15 protein-coding genes are annotated in these 19,711 nt (G+C 54.5%); 12 read left to right on the top strand and 3 right to left on the bottom strand.

The features are described 5' to 3' along the window. Positions 1 to 68: 68 nt before the first annotated feature. From phoB to malZ, 5 genes are all read left to right on the top strand, one after another. On the top strand, positions 69 to 758 hold the full coding sequence (gene phoB / locus O6D90_RS18020) for a phosphate response regulator transcription factor PhoB (protein WP_003021496.1): 690 nt from the start codon (positions 69 to 71) through the stop codon (positions 756 to 758). 50 nt (positions 759 to 808) lie between these two features. Then, the gene (phoR, locus tag O6D90_RS18015) at positions 809 to 2,104 is read left to right on the top strand and encodes a phosphate regulon sensor histidine kinase PhoR (protein ID WP_016155846.1); all 1,296 of its coding nucleotides are present in this window, start codon (positions 809 to 811) and stop codon (positions 2,102 to 2,104) included. Positions 2,105 to 2,509: 405 nt separating this feature from the next. After that, positions 2,510 to 3,829, top strand: coding sequence for a branched-chain amino acid transporter carrier protein BrnQ (gene brnQ, locus O6D90_RS18010; protein WP_016152017.1), 1,320 nt, complete (start codon positions 2,510 to 2,512; stop codon positions 3,827 to 3,829). A gap of 80 nt (positions 3,830 to 3,909) precedes the next feature. Then, positions 3,910 to 5,283 carry a proline-specific permease ProY gene (gene proY, locus O6D90_RS18005; protein ID WP_016152018.1) on the top strand — a complete coding sequence of 458 codons (1,374 nt, stop codon included), beginning with the start codon at positions 3,910 to 3,912 and terminating at the stop codon, positions 5,281 to 5,283. Positions 5,284 to 5,421: 138 nt separating this feature from the next. Further along, positions 5,422 to 7,239, top strand: a complete 1,818-nt coding sequence (malZ, locus tag O6D90_RS18000) for a maltodextrin glucosidase (protein ID WP_218731455.1) — start codon at positions 5,422 to 5,424, stop codon at positions 7,237 to 7,239. Here malZ and O6D90_RS17995 read toward each other — a convergent pair. Next, complete coding sequence (locus O6D90_RS17995; RefSeq protein ID WP_016155847.1) at positions 7,233 to 8,135, bottom strand: LysR family transcriptional regulator; 903 nt, start codon at positions 8,133 to 8,135, stop codon at positions 7,233 to 7,235. The genes malZ and O6D90_RS17995 overlap by 7 nt on opposite strands. A 273-nt stretch (positions 8,136 to 8,408) precedes the next feature. Here O6D90_RS17995 and O6D90_RS17990 point away from each other — a divergent pair, with 273 nt between their 5' ends. The 5 genes from O6D90_RS17990 (at position 8,409) to O6D90_RS17970 (ending at position 15,829) form a co-directional block, all read left to right on the top strand. Then, positions 8,409 to 9,050: a hydrolase gene (locus O6D90_RS17990; RefSeq protein ID WP_003021513.1), complete on the top strand. Its 642-nt coding sequence runs from the start codon at positions 8,409 to 8,411 to the stop codon at positions 9,048 to 9,050. 173 nt (positions 9,051 to 9,223) lie between these two features. Beyond that, positions 9,224 to 9,769: an antibiotic biosynthesis monooxygenase gene (locus O6D90_RS17985; RefSeq protein WP_016152022.1), complete on the top strand. Its 546-nt coding sequence runs from the start codon at positions 9,224 to 9,226 to the stop codon at positions 9,767 to 9,769. Between the two features lie 21 nt (positions 9,770 to 9,790). After that, complete coding sequence (locus O6D90_RS17980; protein WP_016155848.1) at positions 9,791 to 11,659, top strand: amidohydrolase; 1,869 nt, start codon at positions 9,791 to 9,793, stop codon at positions 11,657 to 11,659. Positions 11,660 to 11,795: 136 nt separating this feature from the next. Beyond that, the gene (locus O6D90_RS17975) at positions 11,796 to 14,438 is read left to right on the top strand and encodes a DUF2339 domain-containing protein (protein ID WP_016155849.1); all 2,643 of its coding nucleotides are present in this window, start codon (positions 11,796 to 11,798) and stop codon (positions 14,436 to 14,438) included. Beyond that, positions 14,435 to 15,829 carry a DUF3999 domain-containing protein gene (locus O6D90_RS17970; RefSeq protein ID WP_016155850.1) on the top strand — a complete coding sequence of 465 codons (1,395 nt, stop codon included), beginning with the start codon at positions 14,435 to 14,437 and terminating at the stop codon, positions 15,827 to 15,829. The genes O6D90_RS17975 and O6D90_RS17970 overlap by 4 nt, the downstream gene beginning before the upstream one ends. A 48-nt stretch (positions 15,830 to 15,877) precedes the next feature. Here the strand turns inward: O6D90_RS17970 and O6D90_RS17965 are convergent, their stop codons facing one another. Next, the gene (locus O6D90_RS17965; protein ID WP_003021524.1) at positions 15,878 to 16,480 is read right to left on the bottom strand and encodes a peroxiredoxin; all 603 of its coding nucleotides are present in this window, start codon (positions 16,478 to 16,480) and stop codon (positions 15,878 to 15,880) included. 168 nt (positions 16,481 to 16,648) lie between these two features. Next, on the bottom strand, positions 16,649 to 17,230 hold the full coding sequence (gene acpH / locus O6D90_RS17960) for an ACP phosphodiesterase (protein WP_016155851.1): 582 nt from the start codon (positions 17,228 to 17,230) through the stop codon (positions 16,649 to 16,651). 217 nt (positions 17,231 to 17,447) lie between these two features. Between acpH and queA the strand changes: the two genes are divergently transcribed. Together queA and tgt are read left to right on the top strand one after the other, a co-directional pair. Beyond that, a complete protein-coding gene (gene queA / locus O6D90_RS17955) occupies positions 17,448 to 18,518 on the top strand; it encodes a tRNA preQ1(34) S-adenosylmethionine ribosyltransferase-isomerase QueA (RefSeq protein WP_003021529.1) in 1,071 nt (356 codons plus the stop codon). A 55-nt stretch (positions 18,519 to 18,573) separates the two neighbouring features. Beyond that, positions 18,574 to 19,701, top strand: a complete 1,128-nt coding sequence (gene tgt / locus O6D90_RS17950) for a tRNA guanosine(34) transglycosylase Tgt (RefSeq protein WP_003021535.1) — start codon at positions 18,574 to 18,576, stop codon at positions 19,699 to 19,701. The last annotated feature ends 10 nt before the right edge of the window (positions 19,702 to 19,711 follow it).

Raw genomic sequence — 19,711 nt, 5'->3', positions numbered from 1 at the left:
TGTCATAAAACTGACGCATAATGGCACTGTATTGATGGCAAACGATTTAATTACAAACAGGGCAAATCATGGCGAGACGTATTCTGGTCGTAGAAGATGAAGCTCCAATTCGTGAAATGGTCTGCTTCGTGCTCGAGCAAAACGGATTTCAACCCGTTGAAGCCGAAGACTATGACAGTGCTGTGAACCAACTCAATGAACCCTGGCCGGATCTCGTCCTGCTTGACTGGATGCTTCCAGGCGGCTCGGGTCTACAGTTTATTAAACATCTCAAGCGCGAAGCGATGACGCGGGATATCCCGGTGATGATGCTGACGGCGAGGGGGGAAGAGGAAGATCGCGTCCGGGGGCTGGAAACCGGCGCGGATGATTATATTACCAAGCCCTTTTCTCCCAAGGAGCTGGTGGCGCGTATTAAAGCAGTTCTGCGTCGTATTTCACCGATGGCGGTGGAAGAGGTTATAGAGATGCAGGGGCTAAGCCTTGATCCCACCTCGCATCGCGTGATGACCGGCGAGGATCCGCTGGATATGGGGCCGACCGAATTCAAACTGTTGCACTTCTTTATGACTCATCCCGAGCGTGTCTACAGTCGCGAGCAACTCCTTAATCATGTCTGGGGAACCAATGTGTACGTGGAAGACCGGACAGTGGATGTGCACATCCGCCGCTTACGTAAGGCGCTGGAGCACAGCGGACACGATCGTATGGTGCAGACGGTTCGCGGGACGGGATATCGTTTTTCAACCCGCTTCTGACTGACAAGAATCAAGGCCTGAAGGAATAGGCCGTATAGGGAGTAAGACGTTTGCTAGAACGATTGTCATGGAAAAGGTTGGTACTGGAGCTGATCCTGTGCTGCATACCGGCATTTATCCTTAGCGCTTTTTTCGGTTACCTGCCCTGGTTTTTACTGGCGTCGGTAACGGGCCTGCTTATCTGGCATTTCTGGAATTTATTACGTTTGTCCTGGTGGCTATGGGTCGACAGAAGCATGACGCCGCCGCCGGGGCGAGGCAGTTGGGAGCCGTTGTTGTACGGGCTGCATCAAATGCAACTGCGCAACAAAAAGCGCCGTCGTGAACTGGGTAATCTGATTAAACGTTTTCGCAGCGGGGCGGAATCGCTACCCGACGCGGTGGTGCTGACCACTGAAGAAGGCGGTATCTTCTGGTGTAACGGACTGGCCCAGCAGGTTCTGGGACTGCGCTGGCCGGACGATAGCGGGCAAAATATTCTTAACCTGTTGCGCTACCCGGAATTTACACAATATCTGAAAACGCGCGATTTTAGCCGACCGATCAATCTGGTACTCAATACCGGACGGCATCTGGAAATTCGCGTGATGCCCTATACCGATAAGCAACTGCTGATGGTGGCGCGCGACGTTACCCAGATGCATCAACTGGAAGGTTCACGACGTAACTTTTTCGCCAACGCCAGCCATGAACTGCGTACGCCTCTGACGGTGTTACAAGGGTACCTGGAAATGATGCAGGAGCATCCGCTGGAAGGGACGACGCGTGAAAAAGCGCTGCATACCATGCGTGAACAAACGTATCGCATGGAAGGGCTGGTGAAACAGCTGCTGACGCTGTCAAAAATTGAGGCTGCGCCGACGCTACTGCTCAATGAGAAGGTCGATGTGCCCATGATGCTGCGCGTGCTCGAACACGAAGCGCAAACGCTGAGCCAGCAAAAACATACGTTTACCTTTGATGTTGATAACAGCCTGAATGTGCGGGGTAACGAGGAGCAGTTGCGTAGCGCTATCTCGAATCTCGTCTACAACGCGGTGAACCATACGCCAGCGGGAACGCACATTACCGTACGCTGGCAGCATGTGGCGTCGGGGGCGGAGTTTTGCGTGGAAGACAACGGTCCAGGCATTGCCGCCGAGCATCTTCCACGCTTAACCGAACGTTTTTATCGTGTGGATAAGGCGCGATCGCGGCAAACGGGCGGCAGCGGACTTGGTCTGGCCATCGTTAAGCATGCGCTGCATCATCACGACAGTCGCTTGAATATCGAAAGCGAACCAGGCGTTGGGACGCGATTTAGTTTCGTGATCCCGGAACGTTTAATTGCCAAAATTAACGGTTAAGGCGCATTCGTAAGATAATCTTTCCAAAAGCCAGCGCAAGCTGGCTTTTTCTATGCGGTCAATATAACCATCCTGAATTTTACGACGTTTGGTTGTTTTTTGTTCGAACTATTACCCATACCTTTTTCCATGAAATGGTGTTTTGTGCTAACCCCATTTTTCATATCGCTATATTGTTCTGGTTTTGGGATCCCACCTTGCTTTAAAACGTTATAAGCGTTTAAATTGCGCTCCAGGTGCTGTCATACCGACTGCATTTACGCGGTAAATCGAAAAACTATTCTTCGCCGCGCCAGTCTGGGAGTGTTTCCCGCTGGAATTGAGCAAAAATGCCGCTGTATTGTCCCCCAGGGAAAGGCAAAAATTTATTATTTTCAACACCACATCCACAGGCAGTAAGACTTTATGACCCATCAGTTAAAATCGCGCGATATTATCGCTTTGGGATTTATGACATTTGCACTGTTCGTTGGTGCAGGTAACATCATCTTCCCCCCAATGGTTGGTTTGCAGGCAGGTGAACACGTCTGGACTGCGGCTTTTGGCTTTTTGATTACCGCCGTTGGCCTGCCGGTACTTACCGTTGTCGCGCTGGCGAAAGTCGGTGGTGGTGTGGACCGACTGAGCACGCCTATCGGTAAAGTCGCTGGTTTGCTGCTGGCGACCGTGTGCTATCTGGCTGTTGGACCGTTATTTGCTACGCCGCGTACCGCAACGGTCTCTTTCGAAGTCGGGATTGCTCCGCTGACCGGTGACTCCGCGCTGCCGCTGCTTATCTACAGCGTGGTCTATTTCGCGATTGTGATTCTGGTTTCGCTGTATCCGGGCAAACTGCTGGATACGGTTGGTAATTTCCTGGCCCCGCTGAAAATCCTGGCGCTGGTGGTCCTGTCTGTCGCCGCAATCGTCTGGCCAGCAGGCCCGATCAGCAATGCGATGGAAGCCTATCAAACTGCGGCGTTTTCTAATGGCTTCGTGAACGGATATCTGACCATGGATACGCTGGGCGCGATGGTATTTGGTATTGTTATCGTCAACGCCGCTCGCTCGCGTGGCGTTACTGAAGCGCGTCTGCTGACCCGTTATACCGTTTGGGCGGGTTTGATGGCGGGTGTGGGCTTAACGCTGCTGTATCTCGCGCTGTTCCGTCTGGGTTCAGATAGCGCAATTCTGGTCGATCAATCTGCTAACGGCGCGGCAATTCTGCATGCGTATGTTCAGCACACCTTTGGTGGCGCAGGGAGCTTCCTGCTGGCGGCGTTGATTTTCATCGCCTGTCTGGTCACCGCTGTTGGCCTGACCTGCGCGTGCGCAGAGTTCTTTGCCCAGTACGTTCCACTGTCTTATCGTACGCTGGTATTTATCCTCGGCGGCTTCTCGATGGTGGTCTCTAACCTGGGTCTGAGCCATCTGATTCAGATCTCTATTCCGGTGCTGACGGCTATCTATCCGCCATGTATCGCACTGGTTGTATTAAGTTTTACCCGCTCATGGTGGCATAATTCTTCCCGCGTCATTGCACCTGCGATGTTTATCAGCCTGATTTTTGGTATCCTTGATGGCATTAAAGCTTCTGCAATTGGCGACGTGTTACCGGCCTGGACCCAGCGTTTACCGCTGGCGGAGCAGGGGCTGGCGTGGTTGATGCCAACAGTCGTGATGGTGGTCCTGGCAGTTATCTGGGATCGTGCAGCGGGTCGACAAGTGACCTCCAGCGCACACTAATATCACTGACAATAAGTTTTAACCACGGGGCTATTAACATGGCCCCGTGGTTTTTTATTGTGTTAACAGGTTAGGAATCGATGGAAAGTAATAACAAGCTAAAGCGTGGGCTGAGCACCCGGCACATTCGCTTTATGGCATTAGGTTCAGCAATTGGTACCGGGCTGTTCTACGGCTCGGCCGATGCCATCAAAATGGCGGGGCCAAGCGTGTTGCTGGCCTATATTATCGGCGGCGTAGCGGCGTATATCATTATGCGCGCGCTGGGCGAAATGTCCGTTCATAACCCTGCAGCCAGCTCCTTCTCGCGCTATGCGCAGGAAAACCTCGGACCGCTGGCAGGCTACATAACCGGCTGGACCTACTGTTTTGAAATCCTGATTGTCGCCATTGCCGATGTGACTGCCTTTGGTATTTACATGGGCGTCTGGTTCCCGGCCGTACCACACTGGATTTGGGTACTCAGCGTGGTATTGATTATCTGCGCCATCAATCTGATGAGCGTGAAGGTGTTTGGCGAGCTGGAATTTTGGTTCTCGTTCTTTAAAGTCGCCACCATTATCATCATGATTGTCGCCGGTTTTGGCATCATCATTTGGGGGATTGGTAACGGCGGACAGCCTACCGGTATCCATAATCTGTGGAGCAACGGCGGTTTCTTCAGCAACGGCTGGCTCGGCATGGTGATGTCGCTACAAATGGTGATGTTCGCCTACGGCGGGATTGAGATTATTGGGATTACCGCTGGCGAAGCCAAAGACCCGGAAAAATCTATTCCGCGCGCCATCAATTCCGTACCGATGCGTATCCTCGTGTTTTACGTGGGGACGCTGTTCGTCATCATGTCTATTTACCCGTGGAACCAGGTCGGCACTGACGGTAGCCCGTTCGTTCTGACGTTCCAGCATATGGGGATTACCTTTGCCGCCGGGATCCTCAACTTCGTAGTCCTGACCGCGTCGCTGTCGGCCATCAACTCTGACGTCTTTGGCGTGGGGCGTATGCTGCATGGTATGGCGGAGCAGGGCAGCGCGCCGAAAATGTTCGCCAAGACGTCGCGTCGTGGCGTGCCATGGGTGACGGTGATGGTGATGACCATCGCGCTGCTGTTTGCGGTGTATCTTAACTACATCATGCCGGAAAACGTCTTCCTGGTGATCGCCTCTCTGGCGACCTTCGCAACGGTATGGGTGTGGATTATGATCCTGCTGTCACAAATTGCCTTCCGTCGTCGTCTGCCGCCGGAAGAGGTTAAGGCGCTGAAATTTAAAGTGCCGGGTGGGGTTGTGACGACCGTTATTGGCCTGATTTTCCTGGTCTTTATCATCGCGCTTATCGGCTATCATCCGGATACCCGCATTTCGCTATACGTCGGCTTTGCGTGGATTATCCTGCTGCTTGCCGGCTGGGTTTTCAAGCGCCGTCGCGAGCGCCAACTGGCTGAAGCGCAGTAATATTTTTGCCGGGTAGCTTAATGTTACCCGGCAATTTTCTCCTCCCCCACACTCCTCCCCCAATAAACGTTAAGATGATGAGTGATCCTGCACTTCGCTATGGCAAGGTGACGTCATTATCATCAAAGGGGATACGTGATGTTGAACGCCTGGCACCTTCCGGTTGCCCCATTTGTTAAGCAAAACAAAGATCAACTGACGATTACATTATGGCTGGCGGGGGAAAATCCACCCCAGCGGGTGACGCTACGCGCAGAAAACGATAACGAAGAGATTTCGCTGGGTATGCACAAGCAACGCAGCCAGCCGCAACCGGGCGTGACCGCGTGGAGAGCGGCGATCGATCTCTCCAGCGGACAGCCTCGTCGACGCTATAGTTTTAAATTACTTTGGCTCGATCGTCAGCTGTGGTTTACCCCGCAGGGATTCAGCCGTTTTCCGCCTGCGCGTCTGGAGCAGTTTGCTGTTGATGTGCCGGATAACGGTCCGCAGTGGGCCGCCGATCAGATTTTTTACCAAATTTTCCCGGACCGTTTTGCCCGCAGCCAGTCGCGTGAAGCGACTCAGGATAACGTCTATTACCACCACGCTGCCGGACACGATATTGTGCGGCGCGAGTGGGATGAACCGCTTACGGCCCAGGCCGGTGGCTCCACGTTTTATGGCGGCGATTTGGACGGCATCAGCGAAAAGCTGCCGTATCTGAAAACGTTAGGCGTCACGGCGCTGTACCTGAATCCGGTATTTACCGCGCCGAGCGTGCATAAATACGATACCGAAGATTACCGTCATGTTGATCCGCAGTTTGGCGGCGACAGGGCGCTGCTGCGCCTGCGTCACACCACCCAACAGCAGGGGATGCGCCTGATTCTCGACGGTGTTTTTAACCATAGCGGCGATTCACACGCCTGGTTTGACCGACATAATCGGGGAACGGATGGCGCGTGCCATAATCCGCAATCCCCCTGGCGCGACTGGTATCATTTCTCAGCCGACGGCGTCGCGCTCGACTGGCTGGGGTATTCCAGCCTGCCCAAGCTGGACTTTTCCTCTGAAAGCCTGGTGAATGAAATTTATCGCGGCGAAGACAGCATCGTTCGCCACTGGCTGAAAGCGCCGTGGAGTATGGATGGCTGGCGTCTTGACGTGGTGCATATGCTGGGAGAGGCCGGTGGTGCGCACAACAACCTGCAGCACGTGGCCGGAATTACGCAGGCGGCGAAAGAGACCCAGTCAGAGGCATATGTGGTGGGCGAGCATTTTGGCGACGCGCGCCAATGGTTGCAGGCCGACGCGGAAGATGCCGCCATGAACTATCGCGGTTTTACCTTCCCTGTATGGGGATTTCTCGCCAATACCGATATCTCATACGATCCGCAATTCATTGACGCCCAGACCTGTATGGCGTGGATGGATAACTATCGCGCGGGTTTGTCGCATCAGCAGCAGTTGCGGATGTTCAACCAGCTCGACAGCCACGATACCGCCCGTTTTAAATCTCTGCTCGGTAAAGACGTCGCACGTTTACCGTTGGCGGTGGTGTGGCTGTTTACCTGGCCTGGTGTGCCCTGTATTTACTACGGTGACGAAGTGGGACTGGATGGGAACAACGATCCGTTTTGTCGCAAACCATTCCCGTGGCAGCCTGAAAAACAGGACGCTAACCTGCTGGCGTTGTATCAGCGGCTGGCAACATTACGCCACCAGAGCCAGGCGCTGCGCCATGGTGGTTGTCAGGTGATTTACGCCGAGGATAACGTGGTGGTGTTTGTACGCGTGCTGAACCGCCAGCGTGTATTGGTGGCGATTAACCGTGGCCACGCCTGTGAAGTGGTCCTGCCTGCCTCGCCATTACTGAGCGTCAGCCAATGGCAGCACCAGGAGGGCAAAGGCGTGCTTACCGAGGATATCCTGACGCTGCCGGCGATTTCCGCCTCGGTGTGGATGGGTCATTGATATAAGTGCGTAACATCCGGGCTTGCCAGCAGCGTTTCCCGCCACCAGCGCTGCGCTAATCCATCGCGGTTATTGCGCCAGGCCATATAGGCCACGTCTTTTTGGCGAAATGAGATGACCGTTTTTTCCACCAGCTCGCCCGTGGCAAGCCACGGGTTAGCAATATGGCGGGGGAGAAATCCGCAGCCCAAGCCGGCCCGCAGTAGCATCACCTTACTGTGGAAATCATCAACGCGAATCTGCGCCTGCTCCTCCATCAGATTGGTTTGTAACGGATGACAAAAGCGGGCGCTGTCGCTAATGACAATCGCCCGGTGCAGGCACAGCTGTTCGTTAGTCAGGCCATCCGGTGCTACGGCCAGCGGATGCTCAGGCGCAACGACAAACACATTGTCCAGCGTGCCAAGCATTTTGTAGGACCAGGCCGCTGACGTAGGCGGTTCATTAATCGCCCCCAAAATAATATCTGCTCCATTATGCGTCAGCTCCTCCCAGGAGCCCGCCAGCGTATGGTGGGTGAAGTTAAGGCGGGTTTGCTTATTCAGCGCGTGAAATTCATCGATAATGGGCAGCAGCGAGGCGAAAGGGAAGGAGTCGTCCAGCGCAATCGCCAGCTCTTTTTCCCAGCCTGAACTCAGCTGCACCGCCTGCTTTTCGAGATCTTTTGCCGCACTCAGCAGCAAACGTCCCTTTTCCAGCATCATCTGACCGGTGTCGGTAAATTTTGCCCGGTGACCGGAACGGTCAAGCAACTCGATATTCAAATCACTTTCCAGCTTTTGAATCATATAGCTGAGTGCTGCAGGGGTTTTAAACAGCGATTCGGCCGCTGCGGCAAATGAACCCTGTTTATCGAGTGCGTCGAGAATTAGCAAAACATCCAGATTGATGCGCATAAGCAGAAAATATCCTGAAAATTAAACCCCTCTGTTGTACCGAATGGAGAAAAACAATGCCAGTGAATAAATTAGATGAGTCATGCGCATTTTTTTGATGTTGTTTAGGATATATCGCAACACAAAATTAATAGTTTCACTGGATGGTAAGTTTTCTTTAATAACTCGTTAGAAATTTCCCGCTATACTCAACAAGCTTTCTGATTCAGGATCCTGCTGCTGACGGCAGATACAGACCGTTGCCTTTTAACTTATTGATTAAGAAGGTGTGCTATGTCTATTCGGGAACTGATTGACCCTCAAAACTCAACGCTTATTTTTATTGATCATCAGCCGCAAATGTCATTTGGTGTGGCGAATATTGACCGCCAGACTTTGAAAAATAATACCGTGGCATTAGCTAAGGCCGGGAAAATATTTAATGTTCCGGTGATTTATACTTCTGTGGAAACGAAAAGTTTTAGCGGTTATATCTGGCCGGAATTGTTAGCGGTTCATCCTGATGTGAAACCAATTGAACGCACCTCGATGAACTCCTGGGAAGATGCGGCGTTTGTGAAAGCCGTGGAAGCGACCGGGCGTAAAAAATTGATTATCTCCGCGCTGTGGACCGAAGTATGCCTGACGTTCCCGGCGCTGATGGCGCTGGAAGCGGGTTACGAAGTTTATGTGGTAACTGACACTTCCGGCGGCACGTCCGTGGATGCCCATGAGCGTTCTATCGACCGCATGGTACAAGCGGGCGCCGTACCAGTGACCTGGCAACAGGTTCTTCTCGAGTACCAGCGCGACTGGTCCCGCAAAGAAACCTACGACGCCGTCATGGATCTGGTACGTGAGCACAGCGGCGCCTACGGTATGGGCGTGGATTACGCCTACACCATGGTGCATGGCGCGCCGGAACGTAAAGCCTAAATACACCTCATCCTTCATGTTGCCTCTTTGTGGGCTTCGTTTGCGAACCCCGGTCACTCACTTTGTCAGCTTCCGGGGATACACAATCTTGCCGCTTCGATGCGCCATGAATGATTTTGTGTATTGCTTCCGTGGCCTAAGCGGGCCTGTTTCCTCTCCACAAGGAACCCTTTATGGCGCAGAACAAACATGTGACGTTGGTGATTTCCCACACCCTGCTGCCTGAACAAGCGCAGCGGTATGAGCAGTGGCTGGGGAAAATCATGCCGGTGGCGGCCGAGTTTCCCGGTCATCTGGGGGCGAATGTGATTCGTCCTGCAGATGGCAACAATCTGTGGAACATCATTATCCGCTTCGACACGCTTGAGCATCTGTATAACTGGACCCAGTCCGATACGCGCCGCGTGCTGGTCGAAGAGATTGCCCCGCTGCTGGCGGAGGGGGATAAAACCGAAATCCGCACCGAAGCGGCGTTCTGGTTTACGCCGCCCGCGCCCCATGTACGTCAGCCCAGGCGCTGGAAACAGTTTCTGATAACCCTGCTGGTGATTTTTCCCAGCACCAATCTGGTGCCGTGGTTGACCGGCATTGTGCTGCCTGCCATGAAGGGCTCGTTACTCCTGCATCTGATCAATGATGCCTGTGTGGTTGCGCTGGTGGTCTGGTTCTGGATGCCCATCGTAACCCGTCTGTTTGCCGGATGGCTGAAAAAAGCCTGACCGGTTTCTCAGGAGATTGTTATGTCTCAAACTGCCACACTGATTCTGACTCACGGAAAAATTCATACTCTCGAAAGACAAAACCCGCAGGTCGAGGCGGTGGCGATCGCCAATGGTAAGATCCTGGCGACCGGTAGCCACGATCGCATCATGAGTTTTGCCACCGACGGGACGCAGGTTGTCGATCTGCAAGGGCATACGGTGATCCCGGGCCTGAACGATTCGCACCTGCACCTCATTCGCGGCGGTCTGAATTACAACCTGGAATTGCGTTGGGAAGGCGTTCCGTCGCTGGCGGACGCGCTACGCATGCTCAAAGAGCAGGCTGACAGAACGCCATCGCCGCAATGGGTGCGCGTGGTGGGCGGCTGGAGCGAATTCCAGTTTGCCGAACGTCGCATGCCAACCCTCGAAGAACTGAATGAAGCTGCCCCGGATACCCCAGTTTTTGTTCTGCACCTCTACGACAGAGCTTTGCTGAACCGTGCCGCATTGAAAGCAGTCGGCTACACCAAAGCGACGCCGGACCCGGCGGGTGGTGAGATTGTGCGTGATAGCAACGGTAACCCAACCGGGATGCTGATCGCCAAACCCAATGCCATGATCCTTTATTCGACGCTGGCAAAAGGACCAAAACTGCCGCTGGAAATGCAGGTCAACTCGACCCGGCAGTTTATGCGCGAGCTGAACCGTCTCGGGCTGACCAGCGCCATCGATGCAGGCGGTGGTTTTCAGAACTACCCGGAAGATTACGAGATAATTGAGCAGCTACACGCCAACAAACAGATGACGGTGCGCATCGCCTACAACTTGTTTACCCAGCGTCCGCAGCAGGAACTGGAAGACTTTGAACGCTGGACCGATATGCTCAAACCAGGGCAGGGGACCGACTTCTACCGTGCCAATGGGGCAGGGGAAATGCTGGTCTTCTCGGCCGCGGATTTTGAAGACTTCCTCCAGCCACGCCCGGATCTGCCGGAAGGTATGGAAGATGAGTTGGAGCGCGTGGTGCGCCACCTCGTGGAGCACCGCTGGCCGTTCCGCCTGCACGCCACCTACGATGAATCCATCAGCCGAATGCTCGACGTATTCGAGAAGGTGAATCGCGATATCCCGTTCAATGGCCTGCACTGGTTCTTCGATCACGCTGAAACGATTACCGAACGGAATATCGAGCGCGTAAAAGCGCTGGGGGGCGGGATCGCTGTTCAGCACCGTATGGCGTTCCAGGGCGAATATTTTGTCGATCGCTATGGCAAAGATGCGGTCAAACATACCCCGCCAGTGGCGAAAATGCTGGCGGCTGACGTTCCGGTAGGGCTGGGGACTGATGCCACCCGCGTGGCCAGCTACAACCCGTGGACAGCGCTCTACTGGCTGGTTTCGGGCCGTACTGTGGGAGGGATGGCGATGTACGATGATAACAATCGCCTGCCGCGCGATGTGGCGCTGGAACTGTGGACGGCCGGTAGCGCCTGGTTCTCCAGCGAACAGGGTAAGAAAGGGCGCATCGAGAAAGACCAACTGGCCGACCTGGTGGTGCTGTCTAAAGATTACTTCAGTGTGCCGGAAGAGGAGATCAAAGGCATAGAGTCGGTAATGACCATTGTCGATGGCAAAGTGGTGTATGCGGCCGGGCATTTCACTCCGCTGGCGCCGCCGGCCATCCCGGTTGTACCTGACTGGTCGCCGGTGGTAAAAGTGCCGGGGCACTATCGCTCAGCGCCGCCTGCTGCGGCGAAAATTGGCGCAATGGTGCAGATGCACCAGTGCTGCGGCAGCTGCGGCGTACACGGTCATCAGCATGATATAGCGCGTAAATCGGCAATTCCGGTGTCAGATGACCGGGCTTTCTGGGGCGCGCTTGGCTGCTCCTGCTTCGCGTTTTAATCCCTCATCACAGCCCCTGGCCAAACGCAGGGGCTGATTGTCTATTCTGAAAAGCGGTTCATCGTGTTAACCGATATGGCGCAACTGCAACAATTTGTGTCATTCTGGTCTGTCTTTATACAGTGAAGGTGGAAACATGGATGAGCTGCTAACCCTTGGCTGCATTGTATTATTCTTCGCGCTGGTAGTGGTTCCCGGCCTCGCGATCGTGGCATTCAGACGCAGTGCGGCTGTACGTTCTGAGCTGATGGCCTTGCGCCGTCGGGTAGAGGAGCTGGAGCTGCGCGGTGTGGCGCAGACCAGCGCCGTTGAGCCAACGGCAGCAAAAGATATTGTTCCTGCCGATGCGCCAACGGCTGCGATGAGCAGCGTATCGCCGGAGCCTGTAACTGAGCCGCCGCCTGAGCCCGTTAACCCGTGGGCTTCACAGCCGAAGCCGGATAATGCGGCGGTATCTACGCCCGACGTCGAGCGGCCTTCTGCTTTTGGCGGGGTAATGTCATCGCTGGTGCGCTGGTTTATGCAGGGTAACCCGTTGGCAAAGCTCGGTATTTTGCTCCTGTTTTTGGGGCTTTCTTTCCTACTGCGTTATACGGTCGAACATTCTCTGTTTCCGCTGGAGCTGCGTCTGGTGGCGGCCGCGCTGTTCGCTATTGTGCTGTTGGAGTTGGGCTGGCGGTTGCGGCATAAGCAACCGATTTATGCGCTGATATTACAGGGGGGAGCTACCGGAGCACTCTATCTCACCGTCTTTGGCGCGTTCCGGCTGTGGCAAATGCTGCCAATGACACTGGCATTTGCGCTGCTGGTGGTGATTTGTGCGGCGAGTGTGGGGCTGGCTATTCTGCAAAAGGCGCTCAGCCTGGCGATGCTGGCAAGTCTTGGCGGTTATCTCGCGCCGCTGTTGCTTTCCACCGGCGGCGGCAGTCATGTCGCGCTCTTCTCTTTCTATCTTCTGCTCTCGGTCGGTATTCTCGCCATCAGCATCTGGCAGCACTGGCGGGAGCTTAATCTGCTCGGCCTGTTGTTCACCTTCGGCGTTGGCGGGATGTGGGGCCTGGAGGGCTATCGACCAGAGTATTACCTGAGTTGCCAACTGTTCCTGATCGCCAACACGATTATTTTTGGCGTGCTGAGCGTGGCGTTGTCGCTCCGGACGCAGGAAAAAGGCAAACAGATTATTGACGGCGTACTGCTGTTTGCCCCACCGCTGATCGGTTTTGGAATGCAGTATGCCATTACCCGGCATATGGCTTATGGTCCGGCGCTTAGTGCGCTGGGCTACGGTGGTTTCTATCTGGTGTTAGCAAAGTTTGCGTTGCGCCGTTCCTCTTCTCTGGGGAGACCTTTGGTATTGTCCGCCCTGGCGCTCGGTGGTGCGTTTACCACGCTTGCTATCCCGTTGGCGCTTTCAGCCCGTTGGACGGCGATGGCCTGGTCGCTGGAGGGGCTTGGGATCCTCTGGCTGGGCGTGCAACAACAGCAACGACGCATGAGTTATAGCGGTACGGCGCTGCTCGTGCTGGCCGTGGGCAGCGCGCTATGGGCGCTGGCGAACGGAACAACCGCGCTCTCAGTCATGCTGATTTTTGCCGTGCTCAGCCTCAGTTGGCTGGTTGCTGCATGGCTATGGCGCAACATTTGGATGCCGGGCAGTTGGGCGCTACTCGCTGGTGGTTTGGTTTTCTGGATTGTTGCGCTCGTTGCGGCATCGCAACTCGTTCTGAAACAGGAGCGGTGGGTACTGTCTGGCGTGCTGGCATTAATGGCGGTATCGAGCTGGGGCTGGCGAAGTATCGCGGGTCGCCTGGCGTGGCGGGAGCTGGATGCCAGTAAATGGCTGCTGTGGCCGATGATGCTGGTGATGCTGATGTATCAGATCGCTGTACAGCAGATTTTTGCGGCGGGCTGGCCGAATCTGGCCTGGTGCGCGGCGCTAATTGTTGCGGTAGCGCTGCTCTGGCGTGACGCACAAATATTACCGCCAATGCTTTCCAGACTGGCGCATTTATCGTTCTTCTGGATGATTTTACTGGCGCTTGCGGTTGAGCTGTTCTGGTTCGCGCAGGGGCTGCCGTGGGGAAGGGCCGCGTGGGGTAGCGGCCTGATGATGGCGGCTGGCGGGCTGCTTATTTTCCTGATTTATCAGTCTGTTCATCGACAACTCTGGCCGTTTCGCATCTGGCCGGCCCTCTATTCTGTTCAGGCGATGGTTCCCGTTGTGCTGGTGCTGGTCGGTCTGCTCGTGCTGACGAATTTACAAGATGGCGTGGTTTATCGTCAGACTTATCTGCCGTTGCTCAACCCGCTGGAAGAGGGCGCAGCTTTTGCCCTGCTGGGCTTGGTGGTGTTTTATCGCGCGTCTGAACGCTATTTCCCTGTGCAGCTTTCGGTATGCCGCCCATGGTCGGTTGTGGCGCTGATGGCGCTCAGCTTTTGGTGGCTCAATGGTGTGCTGCTGCGCGCATTGTCCTGGTATGGCGAGGTTGCGTGGCGTGTAGACGCACTATGGGATTCACGGCTGATTCAAACCTGTTTTGCTCTGTTCTGGATGCTGGCGGCATTGGTGGTGATGCTGCGGGCGACCCGGCGCCGCTCGCGTCGGGAATGGCTGTGTGGCGCGGTATTGCTGGGGATAGTCATTGTGAAACTGATGCTGGTGGACAGCGCAGGAGGCGGCGGCCTGGCGCGCGCGGTTGCGTTTATCGGTGTGGCCATTCTGGTGTTGATTATCGGGTATTTTTCACCATTACCGCCCAAAGCTGGAGAAGAAAAATGAAATGGATGAAAGCGGTGTTATGCAGCGTACTGCTGGGCGCGACAGGCGCGGCGGTAAGCAGCGATGAAGTGAAAGAGTCTCCGGCGGACTACGTAACGGGGGTGACGCTGGAAACTACGGGCACATCGCCGTGGTATCGCGTTTCGCTACCTCCGGCGGTGTATCCGGGTACCGCCTGGGCGGATTTGCGCGATGTCCGGGTCTTTAACCATCTGGGGGAGACGGTGCCGTTTACTCTGGTTGCGCAGAAAACCCAGCCCGTTACGCCAGAGGCAGTGGCGCTGCGTTTTTTCCCGCTTGATATGTCACCGGTTGCGCCGCGTGAGGAGGGGCAACGAGGCGGAGACGCTATTGTTTTACGTTCGAAGAGCGGCATTGAAATTCATTTGCAAAGTGATGATGTCAAAGCGCTCGGCCAGAGCTATTTACTGACGCTCCCGGAAGAGACGAAAGATGCCTTTTCACTGGCGCAGTTACGCCTGAACTGGGACTCGCAGGCGGGCAACTGGCAGGGGAAAGCCTCGGTTTATGCAAGCAGTGATTTGCGCTACTGGCGACCCGTGCAGGAAGATGCGCCGTTAATGGATCTGACGCGTGATAACGATCGCCTGAAAATGGACACCATCAGCGCCAGCCTCACGCTCTCTGTGGAGGCGACTCGCTACCTGCTGGTGATCCTCGACTCGCAAAGTCCGGCGCTGACGTTAAACAGCGTGAGCGCGATAGCGGCCAGCAGCGAGCCGGAATCCGAGCGTATCGTGATTGAAGCCCAGGGGAATAAGGTTTCGGATGACGAAGCCGTCTGGCGATGGGCGCAGCCCCAGCCGCTGACCTCGCTTCGCATCGATCTGGAAAGTGAAGGTGTTTTACCGGTGGAACTGGCCTGGCGCAGCGCTGAAAAAGAGCCCTGGCAGCCGCTGACAAAAACCATGCTTTACAATCTGGACTGGAGGAGTGCGGAAGATATTCATCTTTCCGGTCAGTTGGTTGAGGCCGTCCGGATGACGACCATTAACGCCCGGTTGCCAGAGAGGCTGCCTGAGTTGAGCGGCATGCGCGACAGTTATCAACTGGTGTTTAATACGCAGGGCAAAGGGCCTTATATGCTGGCGTGGGGAAACCGGGCGGCGAAAAAGGCTGATGTTGGTCTCGATATGCTGATCCCGGCGTCGCTGCGTAAATCGCAGGAGATAGATTATCTACCGTGGGCGACTCTTCAGGAGAGCGTGGCGCTTGGTGGTGAAGCGCGATTGACGGCAACGTCAGTAGCTGAGCAACAAAGCCAGTGGAAAACGCTGTTGGTGTGGGGGGCGTTAATTCTTGGGGTCGCCGTACTGGCGCTTATGGCGTGGCGAATCTGGCGTGAAGTGAAAAAGGATAATCCGACATAGACCAATAAAAAAGGCCCGCATTTGCGGGCCTCTTACGATTCATGCCAATTACAGGCTGGAAACGTTCTCGGTCAGGTATTTTGCCACGCCGTCCGGAGACGCGTTCATACCTTCTTTACCTTTTTCCCACTGTGCCGGGCAAACGTCGCCGTGCTCTTCGTGGAACTGCAGCGCGTCAACCATGCGCAGCATTTCGTCGATGTTACGACCCAGCGGCAGATCGTTAACCACCTGGTGGCGAACAACGCCGTTAGCGTCGATCAGGAAAGAACCGCGCAGAGCAACGCCCGCTTCCGGGTGCTCGATGCCGTAGGCTTTCTGGATTTCGCGTTTGATGTCAGCAACCATTGCGTATTTCACTGCACCGATGCCGCCTTTGTCGACAGGGGTGTTACGCCATGCGTTGTGGACAAATTCAGAGTCGAAGGAAACGCCAACAACTTCCACGCCGCGCTTCTGGAATTCTTCGTAACGTTTGTCGAAAGCGATCAGTTCAGACGGGCAAACGAAGGTGAAGTCCATCGGCCAGAAGAACAGAACGGTAGTTTTACCGTTGGTATGCTGTTTGAAGTTGAAGTTTTCAACGATCTCACCGCTACCCAGTACCGCAGCTGCTGTGAAATCCGGAGCCTGACGAGTTACCAGTACCATATAATTCTCCTGCAATGTTAAGGGGTTTTTGGAACGCAACGCGGGCCAGTATAGAGAGTGTTCGGGAATAAGACAAAGAGGCGCTGGCAATCAATGAGACAGGTTTTGTCTATCAATCTTTTGCCGGATGGCGGCTACTGCTTATCCGGCGGCTAATACGGGCTGTAGTCAAAGGGTTTTACGCTGCGCCTGTTCCATCATTTGCGGATAAAACTGCCAGAATCGTTCCTCTAACGCATCGTAATGCGTATCCAGGTCATACCATGAGTCACGCAGGGCATCGAGTCGTGGGCGGCGGCTGGCCATGCCATTCAGGACGTTCTGGATAAAATCCATGTCCCGATAGCGCTCAAGCCATTTCTCTGACCATATATAGTTGTTTAAATTGATAAAGCGCGGTGGCGATTCAGGCAAAATAGTGGTCACCTGGGTGCGTGCATAGCGGACAAAGTCCGCCAGCGGGAAGTCGGGGGATATTTCCGACCAGTGGCGCGACAGAAAATGATCCCACATTACGTCCAGCGTAATCGGCGCGACACGGCGCGTTTCGCTGCGAAACCACTCTTTGGCTTCACGCACCTGCGGCAGGTTATCGGTCATCACGTCGATACGACGGTGCATGAAGATGCCTTCTACCACGTCAGGCGAAAAGTGCGTTTCCGGATTGCCCCGGACAAAGTCGGCCAACAAATTGCCGGAAAGCGAGCTGTCGGCAAGGTGAGCCAGATGCAAATGTGCAAGAAAATTCATATCCACTTCATCCTTCAAACTGCCTCTTTGTTGGCTGCCTTCTCTCACCCCTGTCACTTACTTGAGTAAGCTCCCGGGGACTCATTCAGTTGCCGCCTCGATGCATCTTGAATGATTTTGTGTATAGATTATGTCTTTTAACTTGAGGGGTAAAGGTTGCAGGGAGGACGCCCCGGCACTAGACTACCCGCCTCTTATTTTAGTCTGAGTCAGTGTCATGCGCGTTACCGATTTCACCTTTGAACTACCCGAATCCCTGATTGCCCACTATCCGCAAGCTGAGCGCAGTAGTTGCCGCTTGCTGTCTTTGGACGGGCCGACGGGCGCGCTGACGCACGGTACTTTCACCGATTTGCTCGATAAGCTCAACCCTGGCGATTTGCTGGTCTTTAACAACACCCGCGTTATTCCGGCGCGTCTGTTTGGCCGTAAAGCCAGCGGCGGCAAGATCGAGGTGCTGGTCGAGCGTATGTTGGATGACAAACGTATTCTGGCGCATATTCGCGCCTCGAAAGCGCCAAAGCCGGGGGCCGAGCTGCTGCTGGGCGACGACGAAAGTATTAAAGCAACGATGGTGGCACGCCATGACGCGCTGTTTGAAGTCGAGTTTAACGACGAGCGCAGCGTGCTGGATATCCTTAACGCCATCGGCCATATGCCGCTGCCACCGTATATTGACCGTCCGGATGAAGATGCCGATCGCGAGCTGTATCAGACCGTGTATAGCGAAAAACCCGGTGCGGTCGCCGCGCCGACTGCGGGTCTGCACTTTGACGATCCGCTGCTGGCTAAGCTGCGCGATAAAGGCATTGAAATGGCGTTCGTCACGCTGCACGTGGGCGCGGGGACTTTCCAGCCGGTGCGCGTAGACACCATTGAAGATCACATCATGCACTCCGAATATGCGGAAGTGCCGCAGGATGTTGTTGATGCTGTGCTGGCGGCGAAAGCGCGCGGCAACCGCGTGATTGCGGTGGGCACCACCTCCGTACGTTCACTGGAAAGCGCGGCACAGGCGGCCAAAAACGACCTTATCGAGCCGTTTTTCGGCGATACGCAAATATTCATTTATCCTGGCTATAAATATCAGGTGATTGATGCCCTGGTAACCAACTTCCACCTGCCGGAATCAACGCTGATCATGCTGGTTTCCGCGTTTGCTGGTTATAAAAACACCATGCACGCCTATCATGAAGCGGTAAAAGCGGAATATCGCTTTTTTAGTTACGGTGATGCGATGTTTATCACGTACAATCCGCAGGCTATTTCTGAGCGTGTCGGGGAATAAATCCGCGATATGAGTATTTAAAACGTCGGACTGTTTTTCTGACGCAGGAGTTAAGATGAAATTTGAACTGGATACCACAGACGGTCGCGCTCGCCGCGGCCGCCTGGTTTTTGATCGTGGCGTAGTAGAAACACCTGCTTTTATGCCGGTCGGTACTTACGGCACCGTGAAAGGCATGACGCCGGAAGAAGTTGAAGCAACTGGCGCGCAGATTATCCTCGGTAACACCTTCCACCTGTGGCTGCGCCCGGGACAGGAAATCATGAAACTGCATGGCGATCTGCACGATTTTATGCAGTGGAAAGGGCCAATCCTCACCGATTCCGGCGGCTTCCAGGTTTTCAGCCTGGGTGATATCCGTAAGATTACCGAGCAGGGCGTGCATTTCCGTAACCCGATCAACGGCGATCCGATTTTCCTCGATCCCGAGAAATCAATGGAGATTCAATACGATCTCGGTTCCGATATCGTCATGATCTTCGACGAATGTACACCGTATCCGGCCGACTGGGACTATGCTAAACGCTCGATGGAGATGTCTCTGCGTTGGGCGAAGCGCAGTCGGGATCGTTTTGATAGCCTCGGCAACAAAAATGCGCTTTTTGGCATCATTCAGGGCAGTGTTTACGAAGATTTACGTGATATCTCCGTTAAAGGTCTGGTAGACATCGGCTTTGATGGCTACGCTGTCGGCGGTTTGGCTGTCGGTGAGCCGAAGGAAGATATGCACCGCATCCTGGAGCATGTATGCCCACAGATTCCGGCAGATAAACCTCGTTACCTGATGGGCGTCGGCAAACCAGAAGATCTGGTTGAAGGCGTACGTCGCGGTATCGATATGTTTGACTGCGTGATGCCAACGCGAAATGCCCGTAATGGTCATTTGTTTGTGACTGACGGCGTGGTAAAAATTCGTAACGCGAAACATAAAAGCGACACCAGTCCGCTCGATGCTGAGTGTGATTGCTACACCTGTCGCAATTATTCGCGCGCTTACTTGCATCATCTCGACCGTTGCAACGAAATATTGGGCGCGCGACTCAACACGATTCATAACCTTCGCTACTACCAGCGTTTGATGGCGGGTTTACGCAAGGCTATTGAAGAGGGTAAATTAGAGAGCTTCGTGACCGATTTTTACCAACGTCAGGGTAGACCAGTTCCACCTGTGAACGTTGATTAATTTTAATAAT

It is taken from the genome of Citrobacter sp. 21OH12SH02A-Citro, assembly GCF_027919895.1.
Lineage (GTDB): Bacteria > Pseudomonadota > Gammaproteobacteria > Enterobacterales > Enterobacteriaceae > Citrobacter > Citrobacter braakii.
The sequence above is the reverse complement of the archived record's forward strand: the minus strand, read 5'-3'. Positions and strand labels throughout refer to the sequence as shown.

Excerpts from the sequence above, each read along its gene's own strand:
- phoB (WP_003021496.1), top strand. The coding sequence starts at position 69 with ATGGCGAGACGTATTCTGGTCGTAGAAGATGAAGCTCCAATTCGTGAA.
- brnQ (WP_016152017.1), top strand. The coding sequence starts at position 2,510 with ATGACCCATCAGTTAAAATCGCGCGATATTATCGCTTTGGGATTTATG.
- proY (WP_016152018.1), top strand. The coding sequence starts at position 3,910 with ATGGAAAGTAATAACAAGCTAAAGCGTGGGCTGAGCACCCGGCACATT.
- malZ (WP_218731455.1), top strand. The coding sequence starts at position 5,422 with ATGTTGAACGCCTGGCACCTTCCGGTTGCCCCATTTGTTAAGCAAAAC.
- O6D90_RS17995 (WP_016155847.1), bottom strand. The coding sequence starts at position 8,135 with ATGCGCATCAATCTGGATGTTTTGCTAATTCTCGACGCACTCGATAAA.
- O6D90_RS17990 (WP_003021513.1), top strand. The coding sequence starts at position 8,409 with ATGTCTATTCGGGAACTGATTGACCCTCAAAACTCAACGCTTATTTTT.
- O6D90_RS17985 (WP_016152022.1), top strand. The coding sequence starts at position 9,224 with ATGGCGCAGAACAAACATGTGACGTTGGTGATTTCCCACACCCTGCTG.
- O6D90_RS17980 (WP_016155848.1), top strand. The coding sequence starts at position 9,791 with ATGTCTCAAACTGCCACACTGATTCTGACTCACGGAAAAATTCATACT.
- O6D90_RS17975 (WP_016155849.1), top strand. The coding sequence starts at position 11,796 with ATGGATGAGCTGCTAACCCTTGGCTGCATTGTATTATTCTTCGCGCTG.
- O6D90_RS17970 (WP_016155850.1), top strand. The coding sequence starts at position 14,435 with ATGAAATGGATGAAAGCGGTGTTATGCAGCGTACTGCTGGGCGCGACA.
- O6D90_RS17965 (WP_003021524.1), bottom strand. The coding sequence starts at position 16,480 with ATGGTACTGGTAACTCGTCAGGCTCCGGATTTCACAGCAGCTGCGGTA.
- acpH (WP_016155851.1), bottom strand. The coding sequence starts at position 17,230 with ATGAATTTTCTTGCACATTTGCATCTGGCTCACCTTGCCGACAGCTCG.
- queA (WP_003021529.1), top strand. The coding sequence starts at position 17,448 with ATGCGCGTTACCGATTTCACCTTTGAACTACCCGAATCCCTGATTGCC.
- tgt (WP_003021535.1), top strand. The coding sequence starts at position 18,574 with ATGAAATTTGAACTGGATACCACAGACGGTCGCGCTCGCCGCGGCCGC.